Here is a 16360-nt window from a genome sequence, read left to right on the forward strand (position 1 = left end):
GGTTCAGGAGGTTGCCGGCCAGCGGCCGGCACTACCCCTTGAACCGCAAGCCCACGCCCGGTTCGGTGAACAGGTAGCGCGAATCCAGCGCTGAATCGCCCAGCTTGTGCCGCAGCTTGCCGACCAGGATGCGCAGGTAGTGGGTGTCGTGCTGGTGGGTCGGTCCCCAGATCTCCTGCAGGATCTGCGGCTGGGTCACCACCCGCCCGGCGTTGCGCAGCAGCAGCGACAGCAACGCGTACTCCTTGCGGGTCAATGCGACGGGTTCGCCGTCGAGCGCCACTTCACGGCGCACCAGGTCCACATGCAGGTGGCCGTCGTCGAACACCGGCGGTGTGCCGTCGCTGGGCACGCTGCGGGTGCGCAGCAGCGCCCGCACCCGCGCCATCAGCTCCTGCGTGCCGAACGGCTTGGTCACGTAGTCGTTGGCGCCGGTGTCCAGCGCCCGTACCTTCTCGGCTTCGCCGGCGCGCACGGTCAGCATGATCACCGGCACCTGGCTCCACTGCCGCAGCTGTTCCAGCACCTCGTGGCCTTCCATGTCCGGCAGGCCGATATCCAGGATCACCAGATCCATGTCCTCGCTGGCGGCCAGTTGCAGGCCTTCCTGACCGGTGGCGGCCTGCCGTACCTGGTAGCCCTGCGCGCGCAGGCTGATGTCCAGGAACCGGCGGATCTGGGTTTCATCATCGATCACCAGCACGCGCGCGGCCGGCACGCTGGCATCAATCGGGGTCGGGCTCATCGTGGGAGGCTGGCTTGAGCAGGGGCAGGGTGATGCGGATCAGAGTACCGCGACCGTCGCGCCCGGGCAGCGCCTGCACGCTGCCGCCGTGCGCGCCGATCATGCCCTGGCAGATGGTCAGGCCCAGGCCGGTGCCGTGGCGGCCACGGTCACCGCGCTCCACGCTGTAGAACATGTCGAAGATGCGCGCACGCTCGTCGTCGGGAATGCCGGGGCCGGCATCGATCACGTCGATGCGCAGCTGGCCGTCCAGCTCGCGCGCCTGCACCTGCACGGCCGCATCCGGCGGTGAGAACTTGGCCGCGTTTTCCATCACGTTGAACACCGCCTGTTCGACCAGCGCCGGGTGTACCCAGATCGGCGCCAGCGTGGCCGGAATGTCCAGTTCCAGCCGCACCTTCGGCTGGTAGCGCTGCAGGCGCCGTGCGGCCGAGCCGATCAGTTCGTCCACGCCGATCCAGTCGCGGTTGATCTTCAATCCTTCGTGGCCGAGGCGGGTCATGTCCAGCAGGTTCTGGATGTAGCGGTCCAGCCGCTCGCCCTCGACCAGGATGGTGTCGAGCAGGGCACGGCGATCGGCCGTATCCATTGCCGCACCGTAGCTGGCCAGGCTGTCGGCCGAGCCGATCATCGCCGCCAGTGGCGAGCGCAGGTCGTGCGACACCGAAGAGAGCAGCGCCGAGCGCAGTCGCTCGGTCTCGTTGCTGACGTGCGCCTGCTCCAGTTCGGCCACCAGCCGCGTGCGCAGCGCGGCCTGCGCGATGTCGTCGACCATTGCTTCGGCCAGCTGCCGTTGTTCGGGCAGCAGGCGCGCCTGTGCGCCGGGCAGGTACAGGCCGGCCACGCCGATCGCGCGGTCCTCGCCATCCAATAGCGGCAGGAACCACCACTGCGCACCGGCCAGGGTATCGGTGAAGCGTCCACTGGGCTGGCCATGGCGCAGCGCCCAGTCGGCGGCGGCCAGGTCGGTGTCGCCGGGCTGGCTGCGGCCACCGGTTGCGGTGTCGGCGCCGATCCGCAGCCATGCCGGCACGTCCATCGCCTGTTCCAGTGCATGCCGACCCGCCTGTGCCACCTCGCCGTTGCCGGCGGCACTGGCCAGCTGCCGGCCCAGCTGCTGGCGCGCACGTGCATGGCGGTTGGCCGCACGCAGCGCGATCACCTGCATGCGCAGGCGCGAGGCCAGGCGTCCGGCCACCAGTGCGGCGGCCAGGAACAGGAAGACGGTGATCACGCCCTGGCGTGCGCCGATGGCGAAGGTAAAGCGCGGTGCGATGAACAGGAAGTTGTAGGCGAGGAAACACAGGATCGCCGCCATCACCGCCACGCTGGCACGGGTGCGTGCAGCCACCAGCACCACCGCCACGATGAACACCATCGACAGGTCGGCCATGCCCACCCAGCGTTCGGCCAGCCAGGCAACCACGCACGCCAACGCCGTGGCGATCAGGGCCTGCACGGGTTCATGGCTGAAACCACGCACCGGTGCCATCAGCCCCTCGCGGCGCGAGCGTGCGCGTGCCTGCGGCGTGCTGATGATGGTGATCTCGTAGTGCGCGCCGCGCTGGATCAGCTGCTGGGTCAGGGTGCGGTTGAACATCCGCGCCAGCGGACGTTCGCGGGTCCGGCCGAGCACCAGGGTCGACACGCCGTTGTGCGCGGCATGGTCGAGCAGGGCATCGGCGATGCTCGATCCGTGCAGCAGTTCGGCGTCGCCGCCCAGGCGCCGTGCCAGTGCGAAGGCCGCATCGATTTCGCGCCGGGTCGCCTCGTCCTGGCGTCGGCCCTGCACGGTCACCACCGTCCACGGCGCATCGCGGCGTTCGGCGATGCGACGCGCCACCCGCACCAGGTATTCGCTCTGACCGCCGCCATCAATGGCCACCAGCACGCCGCGACGCAGCGGCAGGTTGCTCTCGCCGCGTGCGGCGCGTGCTTCACGCAGACTGCTGTCGACGCGGTCGGCGGCTTCCTGCATCGCCAGTTCACGCAGCGCGGTCAGGTTGGCCGGCGAGAAGAACGCCTGCAGCGCCTGCGCAGCCTGTTCGGGCACATAGACCTTGCCCTGCTGCAGGCGCGCGATCAGTTCGCGTGGCGGCAGGTCGACCAGCACGATGTCATGCAGGCGGTCGAGCACGCCGTCCGGCACGGTCTCGCTCACGCGTACGCCGGTGATCCGCATCACCACATCGTTGAGGCTTTCCAGGTGCTGGATGTTGACCGTGGTCCAGACGTCGATGCCGGCGTCCAGCAGCTCCATCACGTCCTGCCAGCGCCGCTCATGGCGGCTGCCCGGCGCATTGCGATGGGCCAGTTCGTCCACCAGCACCAGCGCCGGATGCCGTGCCAGCACGGCATCCAGGTCCATCTCCTGCAGGGTATGGCCGTGGTAGGCCACTGCCTTCAGCGGCAACTGCGGCAGGCCCTCCAGCAGCGCCTGGGTATCGGCGCGGCCGTGGGTTTCCACCAGGCCCACCACCAGGTCGACACCGCGGCGCAGCTGTTCCTGTGCGCGGGTCAGCATGGTGTAGGTCTTGCCCACGCCCGGCGCCGCGCCGAGGAACACGGTCAGCTTGCCGCCGGCTTCGCGTTGCAGGCCTTCGACCAGGGCATCGGCCTGGCGGGTACGCGCATCAGTCATGGGTGCCATTGTGCGCGCAGCCGGTGCAGGCCGGCATCACGGTGCCTTGGCTGCGTGGTCCAGCGCGAAGTTCAGCGTCACCACGTTCACCCGCGGCTGGCCGAACAGGCCCCACTGGCGACCTTCGGTATGCGCCTGCACCAGTGCCTGCACGCGTTCCACCGGCAGGCCACGGGCGCGCGCCACGCGTGCCACCTGCAGCTGCGCCGCGGCCGGCGACAGCTGCGGATCCAGGCCACCCGCGGACTGCGTGACCAGGTCTGCCGGTACCTGCGCCGGGGTGACGCCTTCGCGCGCGGCCACCGCAGCGGTGCTGGCGGCAACACGCTCGGCCAGGGCCGGGTTGCTGCGCGCCATGTTGGAACCGGCCGCGGCCATCGGGTCGTAGTTGGCTGCCGACGGACGTGCCTGGAAGTAGCCGTCACCGTTGAACGGCTGCGACAACCATGCCGAGCCGCGCACCTGGCCGCTGCCATCGCGCAGCAGGCTGCCCTCGGCCTGGGTCGGGTAGGCCAGGCCGGCAAAGCCGGTGGCGATGCCGGCATAGACCGCGCCGGCCAGCAGCAGGGTGGCCAGGCCCAGGCCGATCGCCGGGCGCCAGCTGGCGCCATCCTGCAGGCTGGCCACGCGGGCCTCGGCTTTTGCTTCGCGCGAAAGGGAGGTGGAGGTGGAAGCGGAACGGTTCATGCGCCGAATACCAGGACAAGAAGGAGGTCGATTGCCTTGATCGCTGCGAACGGCAGCAGCACGCCGCCGAGGCCGTACACCAGCATGTTCCGGCGCAGCAGCGCGGTTGCAGTGGCCGGGCGGAAGCGCACGCCACGCAGGGCGAGCGGGATCAGGGCGGGAATCACCAGGGCGTTGAAGATCAGCGCTGCCAGCACCGCATTGCGCGGGCTGGACAGCTGCATCACGTTCAAGGCGGCCATGGTCGGAACGGCCGCGGCGAACAGCGCCGGCAGGATCGCGAAGTACTTGGAGACGTCGTTGGCCAGCGAGAAGGTGGTCAGCGCGCCGCGGGTGATCAGCTGCTGCTTGCCTACTTCCACCACCGCCAGCAGCTTGGCCGGGTCCGAATCGAGGTCGACCATGTTGCCGGCCTCCTTCGCCGCCTGCGTACCGGAGTTCATCGCCAGGCCGATGTCGGCCTGGGCCAGTGCGGGGGCGTCGTTGGTCCCGTCACCGACCATCGCCACCAGGCGGCCGCCGGCCTGCTCCTGGCGGATGCGTGCCAGCTTGTCCTCCGGGCGAGCCTCGGCGATGTAGTCGTCGACGCCTGCTTCGGCAGCGATCGCGGCGGCGGTCAGCGGGTTGTCGCCGGTGATCATCACCGTGCGGATACCCATCGCCCGCAGCTGCGCGAACTTCTCGCGCATGCCGTGCTTGACCACGTCCGACAGCTCGATCACGCCCAGCACGTGGCGGCCCTCGGCCACCACCAGCGGGGTGGCACCATTGCGTGCGACCTGCTCGACGCGACCGGCCAGTTCCGCCGGCACGTTGCCGCCCAGCGCCTGCACGTGGGTGCGGATCGCATCGGCGGCGCCCTTGCGGATCTGCCGCCCATGTTCCAGATCCACGCCGGACATGCGGGTCTGCGCACTGAACGCCAGGTACTCGGCGTGGTCCGGTTCGGCGGTGGCACAACCCTGTTCGCGCGCCAGGCGCACGATCGACTTGCCTTCCGGGGTCGGGTCGGCCAGCGAGGACAGCAGTGCCGCCTCGCGCAGTTGGCTGGCGTCGATGCCGGCCAGCGGATGGAAGTGGCTGGCCTGGCGGTCGCCGTAGGTGATGGTGCCGGTCTTGTCCAGCAGCAGCACGTCGACGTCGCCGGCCACCTCCACCGCCTTGCCCGACTTGGCCAGCACGTTGGCGGCCAGCGCACGGTTCATGCCGGCGATGCCGATGGCCGGCAGCAGGCCGCCGATGGTGGTCGGGATCAGGCACACCAGCAGCGCGATCAGCAGCAGCGGGTCGACCTTGACGCCGACGGCGGCACCAATGGCCGGCAACGTGGCCACCACCACCAGGAAGGTCAGCGTCATCGCGGCCAGCAGCAGGGTCAGCGCGATCTCGTTCGGGGTCTTCTGGCGGTTGGCGCCCTCCACCAGCGCGATCATCCGGTCCAGGAAGCTGTGGCCCGGCTCGGCGGTCACCCGCACGATGATCTGGTCGGACAGCACCTTGGTGCCGCCGATCACGCCGGAACGGTCGGTACCGGCCTCGCGCAGCACGGGGGCCGATTCGCCGGTCACCGCCGCTTCGTTGATGGTGGCCAGGCCTTGCACGATCTCGCCATCGGCCGGCACCAGTTCACCGGCGCTGACGATCACATGGTCGCCCGGGCGCAGTTCGGCGGCCGGCACCTGGGTTTCGGCGGCGCCCGGCTGCGGCGCCGCCAGCCGGCGTGCCACCAGGTCCTGGCGGGCACGCCGCAGCGAGGCGGCCTGGCCACGGCCACGCGCTTCGGCCACCGCTTCGGCGAAGTTGCCGAACAGCACGGTCACCAGCAGGATCACGGTCACTGCCAGGCCGAAGCCCAGTGGCGCATTGCCGGTCAGGGTGACGATCGCGGCCACGATCGTGCCGGCCATCACCACCGCCATCACCGGGCTGCGCACCAGATGCATCGGCGACAGCTTGCGCACTGCGTCGACCAGCGCACGGCGCAGGCCGGCGCCATCCAGCAGGGCAGGGCGCGCTGCATGGGTACTACGGGTTGAACTTGCTTGGGTACTCATCAGGGTGTCCTTAGTGCAGTCCCAGGCTCAGGTGGTCGGCGATCGGGCCGAGTACCAGCGCCGGCATGAACTGCAGCACGGTCAGGATGACGATCACCGAGACCAGGGTCAGGGCGAAGGTCGGGGTTTCGATCTGCAGGCTGCCGGCAGACTCCGGGGCCTGGCGCTTGGCAGCCAGCTGTGCGGCCACCACCAGCGGAATGATCAGCAGCGGGAAGCGGCCCAGCAGCAATACCAGCGAGCAGCTCAGGTTCCACCACAGCGTGGCGTCACCCAGCCCTTCGAAGCCCGAACCGTTGTTGGCGTAGGCCGAGACGTACTCGTAGAAGACCTGGCTGATGCCATGGAAGCCGGGGTTGGAGGTCCCTGCCAGGCCGGGTACGGCCAGGGTGATCGCGGTGAACACCAGCAGGGTGATCGGCTGCAGCAGCACCAGCAGGGCCAGCAGGCGCACCTGTGGCGTCTCCAGCTTGCGGCCGAACAGTTCCGGCGTGCGCCCGGTCATCAACCCGGCCAGGAACACACCCAGCAGCAGATAGACGATGAACTGCTGCAGGCCACAGCCGATGCCGCCCCAGATCGCGCTGACCAGCATGTTGACCATCGCGATGCCGCCACTCAGCGGTGCCAGCGAATCGTGCATGCCGTTGACCGAACCGTTGGAGACCTGGGTGGTCACTGCCGCCCACAGCGCAGTGCCATCGGCGCCGAAGCGCACCTCCTTGCCTTCCATCAGCAGCGGAGTGGCGGCGCTGGCGCTATGCCCTTCGCTCCACATCATCGCGCCGGTGGAAAGCAGCGACATGCCCAGCATGCAGCTGAACACCAGGGCGCCGAAGCGACGTCGGCCGGTGAACGCACCGATCATGAAGATCACCGCCATCGGCACCAGCAGGATGCCGACGATTTCCAGCGCGTTCGACAGCGGCGTCGGGTTCTCCAGCGGGAAGCTGCTGTTCGGGCCGTACCAGCCGCCACCGTTGGCGCCCAGCTGCTTGGCCGCGACCATCGCCGCGACCGGGCCCAGCGGCAGCTTCTGTTCGGCCAAGCCGGCGCTGGCGTCGATCGGCGTGGCCTGCGGCCCACCGGTCATCGTCGACGGCACGCCCTGGCTGGTCAGCAGCAGGGTCCACACCAGGCACAGCGGCAGCAGGAAGCGCACGCACAGGCGCACCACGTCCACGTAGTAGTTGCCCACCGCCACCTGGCGGTCATCGCCGGTACCCGTCGCCGCCGCCTGCGGCGCACGCGAGAACAACGCCCGCAGCGTCGCCACCGCCAGCGCCAGGCCCATCATCGGCGTCACCACCTGCAGGCCGGTGATGCCGGTCATCTGCGAGAGGTAGGACAGCTGCGCCTGGCCCGAATAGTGCTGCTGGTTGGTGTTGGTCAGGAACGAGATCATCGTGTGCAGCGCGGTGTCCCAGCGCATGTTCGGGATCTGGTCCGGATTCAGCGGCAGCCAGGCCTGGGTCATGAACACCGCCTGGGTCAGTACCGCGACCACCACGTTGCTCAGGACGAAGGCCAGCACGTAGCCGCGCCAGGACATCGAGCGCGACGGATCGACCCCGAACACCCTGTACAGCGGCTTCTCGATCCAGTGGAACAGCACGTCGACCTTCATCGGCGTGCCACGCATCACGCGGGCCAGGTACAGGCCCAGCGGCCACGCCAGCAGCAGGCTGGCGGCAATAATCACAAGCATCTCAGTCATGGCCGGCTCCGCTCAGAACGACTCGGGCCGCAGCACGACATAAAGAAGATAGGCGGCGGCGACCAGCACCAGCACGCCACACAACAACGACAGCCAGGGGGACATTGCAATAGCGTCCTGGTGGAACCCCTCCACCTCAGGCCGTCATCGTCGTCCTGCCGCCCATAAACGCACTACGCGCCGGACCGGGCCGACGCGTAAAGAGTGCATAAATTCCGTGGGCCAACCCGTAACCAGGCGCCGCCTGCTGTAGAGCCGAGCCCATGCTCGGCTGCTCTTTCCCAAGGTCACGCAGAGCCGAGCGCGGGCCCGGCGCTACAGGCGAATTACGGAGCCTGGCTCGCCGGCACCAGCCCCTTCAGCTCGCGATAGCGCTGCAGGGTGCTTTCAATTTCCACCTTCAACGCCTGCTGCTGCTGCAGGAACCCGGCCTGCAGGCGTTGCTGCGACTGCAGTTGCACGTGCCGCTGGCGGATCGCCTCGGCCTGCTTGTCGGCCACCTTGCCACCGGCCAGTTCGCGGTCACCTGCGGCCGCCAGCAGCGCCACCAGCGACTCACGCAGGCTGGTGACGTTGTACTCGGCGGTCTTCAGGTTGTTGTCCAGCACTTCCTGGCGCTCGGCGAACACCCGGCGCAGGTCGTCCTCGCTGCCATAGGTGGTCAGCATGGCCTGCTCGGTGCGCTGGCGGGTCTGCGCGGCCATCAGGTCCAGCTGCTGCTGCGCCGCCTCCGTGCTGGCGGCGGCGCGCTCTTCGTCGGTCAACGCGCGCTGGACCTGCGCATTGCGCAGGCCGCTCTTCGCGTTGAACTCCTCGCGGGCATGGTTGACCGCGTCGGCCGGCAGCGAATCACTGCAGATCCGCTCCTTGCCCTCGTTCCAGCAGTACAGCTTCTTTTCCGTCTTGCCGCTGTCGCGCGACTGCGCCGGTACGGTGAACGGCACGGCCAGCAGCAGGCCGGCAAAGAGGACAGCAGGAACTCGGGACATGACCTTTCCCCTGGGTCGGTCAGCGGATCGAACGGACGCCGTACTGGGCCCGGTAGGCTTCCAGCGGCTGCCGGTAACCCACAAGTTCCGGGTTGCCGGAGGCGAAATCAAGCAGGTCGGCCAGTGACGCCACGGCGATCACCGGAATGCCGGCCTCTTCGGCCACCGACTGTGCCGCCGAACGGCGATCGGTTTCCGAAGCGATCTCCTGGCGGTCCAGCGCCACCACGATGCCGGCCGGGGTGCCACCGGCGGCGCGGATGATGCCCAGCGCTTCACGGATCGCGGTGCCAGCGGTGATCACGTCGTCGACGATCAGCACGCGCTTGCCGTTCATGTCGGCGCCGATCAGCTGGCCGCCTTCACCGTGGTCCTTGGCTTCCTTGCGGTTGAACGACAGCGGCAGGTCGCGGCCACGCTGGGCCAGTTCGCAGGCCATCGCGGTGGCCAGCGGAATGCCCTTGTAGGCCGGGCCGAACACCACGTCGTACTTGATCCCGGTGGCATCGATGGCATCGGCGTAGCAGGCGCCGAGCTGCGACAGCAGCGAACCGGAGTCGAAACGACCGGCGTTGAAGAAATAGGGGCTCAGCCGGCCGGACTTGAGGGTGAACTGGCCGAAGCGCAGGGCGTCGGCGGTCAGGGCCAGCTGCAGGAAACGGTGGCGGTGGTCGCTCATCAAAACTCGATTCATCTTCATTTGGAGCACAAATCCTAATCCAGCTGGGCGTTTCGCGCTCGTCCGGGGCCCTGTGAAGGGTGTCGCGGCCCGGCCTGGCGGACTGCGCAGCCCCGCGGGCAACCGGTATGCTTGCCCGGTTTCCCGCCGCAGGTCCCCCGCATGCGCATCATCAGTTTCAACGCCAATGGCATCCGCTCCGCCGCAACCAAGGGCTTCCTCGACTGGTTCCGGTCCCAGGACGCCGACGTCCTGTGCATCCAGGAGACCAAGGCCCAGGAAGACCAGCTGACCGATCCGATGTTCCGCCCGGACGGCCACCACTGCTTCTACCGCGACGCCATCACCAAGAAGGGCTACAGCGGCGTGGCGATCTACAGCAAGCGCGAGCCGGACCAGGTGATCACCTCGCTGGGCTGGGCCCCGTTCGACGACGAAGGCCGCTACATCGAGGCGCGCTACGGCAACCTCAGCGTGGTCTCCTTCTATATCCCGTCGGGCAGCTCGGGCGACCTGCGCCAGGGCTTCAAGTTCGAAGTGATGGAATGGCTGCGGCCGATCCTCGAGGAATGGGCGCGCAGCGGCCGCGACTACGTGCTGTGCGGCGACTGGAACATCGTGCGTTCGGCGCTGGACATCAAGAACTGGAAGTCCAACCAGAAGAACTCCGGCTGCCTGCCGGAAGAGCGCGACTGGCTCAACGCCCTGTGCGCCGACCATGGCCAGGCCACCGATGTCGCCGCCGGCCGTGGCTGGGCTGACGCCTACCGCCTGCTCAACCCCACCGGCGAGGACTACACCTGGTGGAGCAACCGCGGCGCTGCCCGCGCCAACAACGTTGGTTGGCGCATCGACTACCAGTTCATCACCCCGGGCCTGCGTGACCGCCTGCGCAGCTGCTCGATCTACCGCGACGAGCGCTTCTCCGACCACGCGCCGTTCATCGTGGACTACGACCTGTGACCGAGGCGGCCACGCCGGTCAGCTACAAGGGCTGGGCAGGAATCAAGCGTGCCTTCGGTACCCCGTCGGCGCTGACCATGGCCATGCTTGGCTTCGGCAGCGGCCTGCCGTTCCTGCTGATCGCTTCGCAGACCCTGTCCACGCGCCTGCGCGACGTCGGCCTGGACCTGGGCAGCATCGGCCTGATCAGCCTGGCCAGCTTCTTCTACCTGCTCAAGTTCCTGTGGGCACCGTTGCTGGACCGCTATGCCTTCCCGTTGCTGGGTGGGCTCGGTCGCCGTCGTTCGTGGCTGCTGGTGTCGCAGGCGCTGGTGCTGGTCGGCCTGGTGGCACTGGCCTTCGTGCGGCCAGAACAGGGTGTCTGGCCGCTGGTGATGTGGGTGCTGGTGGCGTCGTTCGCCGGCGCCACCCAGGACTCCGCCGTCGATGCCTATCGCATCGAGATCGCGCCGCAGGCCGCCCAGGCTGCGCTGGCTGCGACCTATACGCTGGGCTACCGGATCGGCTTGATCCTGGCGGGCGCTGGCGCACTGTACCTGGCCCAGTTCGAAGGCTGGATCGTCGCCTATCTGGCGATGGCGGCACTGATGCTGCTGCCGATCGTCACCACCCTGCTGTGTGCCGAGCCGGAGCGCCCGGTCACCGCCGTGCAGCGCCGCATCGATATCGCCGAAGCCTTCATCCAGCCCATTTCCAGCTTCTTCAGCCGCAATGGCGTGGCGCTGGCACTGGTGCTGCTGGCCTTTGTCGGCCTGTTCAAGTTCCCCGACCAGGTGATCGGTGTGATGGCCGGGCCGTTCTATCTCGATTCGGGGTTCGACAAGGCCGACATCGCCACCGTCTCCAAGCTGTTCGGCGTGTGGATGGGGATCGGTGGTGCGTTCCTGGGCGGTATCGCGGTGGCCGCGTTCGGCTTCCGCCGCATGCTGCTGGTGGCCGCACTGGGCGTGGCGCTGTCCAACCTGGCCTTCCTGCTGATGGCGCACAACCCGGGCAAGCTGTGGGCGTTCTATGCCGCACTCAGTGCCGACAACCTGTTCCAGGGCTTTGCCGGCACCGTGCTGGTTGCCTTCATGTCGTCGCTGACCGACCGCAACTTCACCGCCACCCAGTACGCGCTGCTGGTGTCGCTGGCCAACCTGCCCGGCAAGTTCGTCGGCGGTGTCTCCGGCTACATCGTCGAAGCCACGTCCTACAGCACGTTCTTCATCCTCAGCTCGATCACCGTGGTGCCGACCCTGTTGCTGCTGGCGTGGCTGTGGCCGCGGATCGCCGACCGCGGGCCGCCGCCGGTCGCCTGATTGCCTGCCCGCCCGGTCTGCGGGATCATCGCCCCCGACGCGCCGAGGGGGCGGTGCCTTGCGAACGGGGAAGTGAGCATGGCCGACGTTGTGCTGCGGGACCTGGACCCGCTGCTGCTGGAACGTATCCGACGCGTCGCGGTCGCCCGCGGCTGGACCCACGAACAGACCTGCACCGCCTTGCTGGAGCAGGGCCTGTTCAGCAGTGAACTGGAGGTCCGCTCCGGCTTCGGTGATCCCGAAGTGGACGCGCTCTCCGACGCCATCGCCGCCCTGCAGGCCCTGCCCGCAGGGCAGGGCTTCGATTAGTGCTTTTGTAGAGCCGAGCCATGCTCGGCTGCTCTTGGCCCGGCCCGCGCGAAGCCGAGCATGGCTCGGCTCTACAACGGCGCCTCACCTGCGTGGATGACGCCACCTCACGCCAGGTGGATCGCACCCAGGATCCGCGGCCCCGTCGCCCCGGTCACGCTCGGCAGGTTGCCGGCCAGCCCGTCCATCGTCCGCTGCGCCAGCCACGCAAAGCCCATCGCCTCCACGTACTCCGGGTCCAGCCCATGCACCGCGCTGGACTCCACCTGCACCTCCGGCAGCCGCGCCGCCAGCCGCTTCATCAGCTGCCGGTTGCGCACCCCGCCGCCACAGACCAGCAGGCGCCGGGTCTGCGGCTGCTGCGCCAGCAGCGCATCGGCCACCGTCGCCACGGTCAGCTCCAGCAGGGTGGCCTGCACATCAGCGGCGGCGTACTGGCCTTCGCCCATGTGTGCCTCGGCCCAGGCCAGATGGAACTGTTCGCGGCCGGTGCTCTTCGGAGGCGGCAGGTCAAACCACGGCTCCGAACGCCAGCCGGCCAGCAGGCCCTCGTCCACCGCGCCACTGGCGGCATACGCGCCATCGGCATCGAAGGTGCGGCCGGTGTGGCGCTGGCACCAGGCATCCATCAGCGCGTTGGCCGGGCCGGTATCGAAGCCACGCACCGCGCCTTCGCGCGGGATCAGGGTCAGGTTGGCGATGCCGCCCAGGTTCAGCACCGCGCGGTCTTCGTCGGCGGTGCCCAGCATGCCGAGGTGGAAGGCCGGCATCAGCGGCGCCCCATGGCCCCCGGCCGCCACGTCGCGGCGGCGGAAGTCAGAGACCGTGGTGATCCCGGTCAGCTCGGCGATGCGGTTGCCGTCGCCCAGCTGCACGGTGAAGGCGGGGTTGGCCAGCGGACGATGGCGCACGGTCTGGCCGTGCGAGCCGATCGCGCGCACCTGGCTGCGGTCCACCCCGGCCTCGGCCAGCAGCTGGTTGGCGGCCTCGGCGAAGTTGATCGCGATCCGCGCGTCCAGCTCGCCCAACTCCTCCAGCGAGTCCAGCGGGCCACCTTCGCCCAGCGCCACCAGCCGCGCCCGCAGCACCGGCTCCCAGCGGGCAGTCAGGCCGTGCACGAAGCGGCAGCCGCCACTGCTCGGGAACTGCACCAGTGCGGCATCGATGCCGTCGGCGCTGGTGCCCGACATCAGGCCAAGGTACAGGGGGGCGTCAGCGTCGGTAGTCGTGTTCATGGCGGGCATAAAAAAAGGACGCGGCAAGCTTGGGCTGCCGCGTCCTTCTTCGTCAACGCAGGGGCTCAGCCGCGCTTGCGGCCGGTCGCCTGCTTGTCCCTGGCGCTGGCCACCTCGGGGGCGGCTTCGTCGCGGCTGGTCGGCGCCGGGCTGGCGTCGGCGTAGATCAGCTTCTCCATGCCCTGGATGCGGGCCATCGCCGGTGCGGTCTGCGCGCGGAAGGCGACCAGCTCGGCGCCCTTCAGCGGCTCCGGCGGCGGCATGGTCACGGTCAGCGGGTTGCGGTGCTCGCCGTTGACGCGGAATTCGTAGTGCAGGTGCGGGCCGGTCGCCAGGCCGGTCGAGCCGACATAGCCGATCACCGTGCCCTGGGCCACGCGCTGGCCGGTCTTGATGTTCGCAAAGCGCGACATGTGGCCGTACAGGGTGGTGTGGCCGCGGCCGTGGTCGAGGATCACCACGTTGCCGTAGCCGCGCTGCACCCCGGCGAACTGCACGCGGGCGTCGCCGGCGGCCATGATCGGGGTGCCGGTGCGCGCGGCGTAGTCCACGCCCTTGTGCATGCGCATCTTGCCCAGCACCGGGTGCTTGCGCGCGCCAAAGGTCGAGCTCAGCCGCGCGAACGGGATCGGCATGCGGATGAAGCTCTTCTTCAGCGAACGGCCGTTGATGTCGTAGTACTCGGACTTGCCGTTGCGGTCGAAGCGGAAGCCGGAATAGGTCTTGCCACCGGTGGTGAAGGTCGCGGCCAGGATCTTGCTGGTGTCCACCTTCTCGCCTTCGCGCCAGGTTTCATCCATCACCACGCTGAAGCGGTCGCCCGGCTGCAGGTCCTTCGAGAAGTCGATGTCATACTTGAAGATGTCGTCGGTCATCGTCGCGATCGCCGACGGCGACAGCCCGGCGCGCCGGGCCGCGGCATACAGCGAGCTGGTGATCTCGCCGCTGGTGACCACCGTGCGCGTGGAGGTCTCGCGTTTGGTCACCTTCTCCTTGATGTCATCGCCGGCCAGGCTCAGTTCCACCCGGTTGTCGGCATCGCGGTCGAAGCGGATGCTGCGCAGGTCACCGGACAGCGGCATGTCGAAGGCGATCTCGGCCCCCGGGCGCAGCTTGGTCAGTGCCTCGCGCGCGCCGGGATGGTCCAGCACCCGGTGCAGGGTGGTGGCCGGAATGCCGGCCTTGTCGAACAGGTCGCTCAGGGTCTGGCCGCGCTGCACCCGCAGCACCTGCCAGCTGTCGCCGGGCACCTGCTGCTGGCGGGCCATGGTCAGCGGCGGCAACGGCAGCGCCAGGCTGGTGTGGCTGTCGGCGAAGGGCGCGTCGATGGTGTGCGAGAAGCCGGGGACGATCGTCGCCACCAGGGCGCCGATGGTCGCGAACAGACTGGCATGCATCCAATGGCGGCGGGTCCAGCGCTCATTGAAGGCGGCGGGAAGATGTTGCCTGAGCTTCCGATGCAGGGCGTTGTCGTGCAGGACGTGGAGGCGTTCCTGGAAGCGCTGCTTGCGTGCGCGCCCTTGTTCGGAATTGTGCATCGGCGGTTTTTTCCTGGCGGCCCGGGAGCGCGGGCCTGATCGCCGGTTACCATAGACACCTGAGAAAACCGCGTCAAACCCTTGTGCCCATTGGCTTTTGTGAAGCCAATCGGGTTAACTTCGCTTTAACACCCCACACAAGAATCGGCGTTGCCGGGAGTAGTCACGTGTCCTCGATTGAAGAAGCCCTTGCCCTGATCGGCCGCGGTGCCGACGAGATCCTCAAGCTCGAGGATCTGCGTGCGCGCCTGCAGGAAGGCCGTCCGCTGCGGATCAAGGCCGGCTTCGACCCCACCGCGCCCGACCTGCACCTGGGCCATACGGTGCTGCTGAACAAGATGCGCCAGTTCCAGGACCTCGGCCACCAGGTCATTTTCCTGATCGGCGACTTCACCGGCATGATCGGCGACCCGTCCGGCAAGAGCCTGACCCGCAAGCCGCTCAGCCGCGAGGACGTGCTGGCCAACGCCCGTACCTATGAGGAGCAGGTGTTCAAGGTGCTGGACCGCAGCCGTACCGAAGTCCGCTTCAACTCGGAGTGGTTCGGCAAGATGGGCGCGGCCGATATGATCCGCCTGGCCGGCCAGCACACCGTGGCGCGCATGCTGGAGCGCGACGACTTCGCCAAGCGCTATGCCGCCCAGCAGTCCATCGCCATCCACGAGTTCCTGTACCCGCTGGTGCAGGGTTACGACTCGGTGGCCCTGGAGGCCGACGTCGAGCTGGGTGGGACCGACCAGAAGTTCAACCTGCTGATGGGCCGCGGCCTGCAGGAGCACCATGGCCAGAAGCCGCAGGTGGTGCTGACCATGCCGCTGCTGGAGGGCCTGGACGGCGTCAACAAGATGTCCAAGTCGCTGGGCAACTACATTGGTATCAGCGAGCCGGCCATCGACATCGTCACCAAGACCATGAAGGTGGACGACACCTTGATGTGGCGCTGGATCGAGCTGCTGTCCTTCGACATCAGCCAGGCCGAAGCCATGCAGCTGCGCGAGCAGGTGGCCAATGGCGGCCTGAACCCGCGCGTGGTCAAGCTGCGCCTGGCGCGTGAACTGGCCACCCGTTTCCACGACGCCGCGGCGGCCGAGCAGGCCATTGCCGGCTGGGAAGCGGCGGTGACCGGGCAGGGCGACATCACCCAGCTGCCGCTGCAGGACGTGGCGATCCCGGCCGAAGGCCTGCGTATCGCCGCACTGCTGACCGCGGCCGGCCTGACCCCGAGCAACTCCGAAGCCAACCGCAAGCTCAAGGAGCGCGCGGTGAAGGTGGACGGCGAAGTCGTGGAAGATGGCCAGCAGGTGCTGCAGCCGGGCTTCGAAGGCCTGCTGCAGGTCGGCAAGCGCACCTTCGCCCGCGTGCGCCTGGTCGCTGCCTGACACCAGGGAAGAGCCGGCGCAGCCGGCCCTTCTGATGCTCTTGTAGAGCCGAGCCCACGCTCGGCTGCTCTTCGCGGGGTCCTCCCGCAGCGCGATGGATGAACGGATGCAACATCCGTTGAA

General features: G+C 68.5%; 14 protein-coding genes. 4 read left to right on the top strand and 10 right to left on the bottom strand.

The window, feature by feature from the left end; all coding sequences use genetic code 11:
* Nucleotides 1–31: 31 nt before the first annotated feature.
* From D5301_RS21135 to pyrE, 8 genes are all read right to left on the bottom strand, one after another.
* Entirely contained in the window at nucleotides 32–745 is a 714-nt protein-coding gene (locus D5301_RS21135) for a response regulator transcription factor (protein WP_004153862.1), read from the bottom strand.
* On the bottom strand, nucleotides 726–3386 hold the full coding sequence (locus D5301_RS21140) for a sensor histidine kinase KdpD (RefSeq protein ID WP_110714244.1): 2661 nt from the start codon (nucleotides 3384–3386) through the stop codon (nucleotides 726–728). Before D5301_RS21140 ends, D5301_RS21135 begins: the two co-directional genes overlap by 20 nt.
* A 36-nt stretch (nucleotides 3387–3422) precedes the next feature.
* Entirely contained in the window at nucleotides 3423–4073 is a 651-nt protein-coding gene (gene kdpC / locus D5301_RS21145) for a potassium-transporting ATPase subunit KdpC (RefSeq protein ID WP_153856767.1), read from the bottom strand.
* Nucleotides 4070–6127 carry a potassium-transporting ATPase subunit KdpB gene (gene kdpB, locus D5301_RS21150; RefSeq protein WP_110710809.1) on the bottom strand — a complete coding sequence of 686 codons (2058 nt, stop codon included), beginning with the start codon at nucleotides 6125–6127 and terminating at the stop codon, nucleotides 4070–4072. Before kdpB ends, kdpC begins: the two co-directional genes overlap by 4 nt.
* Before the next feature lie 10 nt (nucleotides 6128–6137).
* Nucleotides 6138–7844: a potassium-transporting ATPase subunit KdpA gene (kdpA, locus tag D5301_RS21155; protein WP_153856768.1), complete on the bottom strand. Its 1707-nt coding sequence runs from the start codon at nucleotides 7842–7844 to the stop codon at nucleotides 6138–6140.
* Between the two features lie 12 nt (nucleotides 7845–7856).
* Nucleotides 7857–7949, bottom strand: coding sequence for a potassium-transporting ATPase subunit F (locus tag D5301_RS21160; protein WP_005407770.1), 93 nt, complete (start codon nucleotides 7947–7949; stop codon nucleotides 7857–7859).
* A 221-nt stretch (nucleotides 7950–8170) separates the two neighbouring features.
* Nucleotides 8171–8833, bottom strand: a complete 663-nt coding sequence (locus tag D5301_RS21165; protein ID WP_110710811.1) for a hypothetical protein — start codon at nucleotides 8831–8833, stop codon at nucleotides 8171–8173.
* A gap of 19 nt (nucleotides 8834–8852) precedes the next feature.
* Nucleotides 8853–9512, bottom strand: a complete 660-nt coding sequence (pyrE, locus tag D5301_RS21170; RefSeq protein ID WP_010486876.1) for an orotate phosphoribosyltransferase — start codon at nucleotides 9510–9512, stop codon at nucleotides 8853–8855.
* Nucleotides 9513–9674: 162 nt separating this feature from the next.
* Here pyrE and D5301_RS21175 point away from each other — a divergent pair, with 162 nt between their 5' ends.
* The 3 genes from D5301_RS21175 to D5301_RS21185 all read left to right on the top strand — a co-directional run bounded on the left by D5301_RS21175 (nucleotide 9675) and on the right by D5301_RS21185 (nucleotide 12085).
* Nucleotides 9675–10475, top strand: coding sequence for an exodeoxyribonuclease III (locus D5301_RS21175; protein ID WP_032128444.1), 801 nt, complete (start codon nucleotides 9675–9677; stop codon nucleotides 10473–10475).
* A complete protein-coding gene (locus D5301_RS21180) occupies nucleotides 10472–11776 on the top strand; it encodes an MFS transporter (protein WP_180855591.1) in 1305 nt (434 codons plus the stop codon). Before D5301_RS21175 ends, D5301_RS21180 begins: the two co-directional genes overlap by 4 nt.
* A 78-nt stretch (nucleotides 11777–11854) precedes the next feature.
* The gene (locus D5301_RS21185; protein WP_088023589.1) at nucleotides 11855–12085 is read left to right on the top strand and encodes a hypothetical protein; all 231 of its coding nucleotides are present in this window, start codon (nucleotides 11855–11857) and stop codon (nucleotides 12083–12085) included.
* Nucleotides 12086–12192: 107 nt separating this feature from the next.
* Here D5301_RS21185 and D5301_RS21190 read toward each other — a convergent pair whose 3' ends face one another.
* Both D5301_RS21190 and D5301_RS21195 read right to left on the bottom strand, forming a co-directional pair.
* The gene (locus tag D5301_RS21190; RefSeq protein WP_153856769.1) at nucleotides 12193–13320 is read right to left on the bottom strand and encodes an anhydro-N-acetylmuramic acid kinase; all 1128 of its coding nucleotides are present in this window, start codon (nucleotides 13318–13320) and stop codon (nucleotides 12193–12195) included.
* A gap of 65 nt (nucleotides 13321–13385) precedes the next feature.
* Entirely contained in the window at nucleotides 13386–14858 is a 1473-nt protein-coding gene (locus D5301_RS21195) for a peptidoglycan DD-metalloendopeptidase family protein (protein WP_110710813.1), read from the bottom strand.
* A 167-nt stretch (nucleotides 14859–15025) separates the two neighbouring features.
* Between D5301_RS21195 and tyrS the strand changes: the two genes are divergently transcribed.
* Nucleotides 15026–16237, top strand: a complete 1212-nt coding sequence (tyrS, locus tag D5301_RS21200) for a tyrosine--tRNA ligase (RefSeq protein ID WP_099551461.1) — start codon at nucleotides 15026–15028, stop codon at nucleotides 16235–16237.
* Nucleotides 16238–16360: the final 123 nt, after the last annotated feature.

The sequence above is a fragment of the Stenotrophomonas sp. MH181796 genome, from assembly GCF_009659995.1.
GTDB classification, from domain to species: Bacteria; Pseudomonadota; Gammaproteobacteria; order Xanthomonadales; family Xanthomonadaceae; genus Stenotrophomonas; species Stenotrophomonas riyadhensis.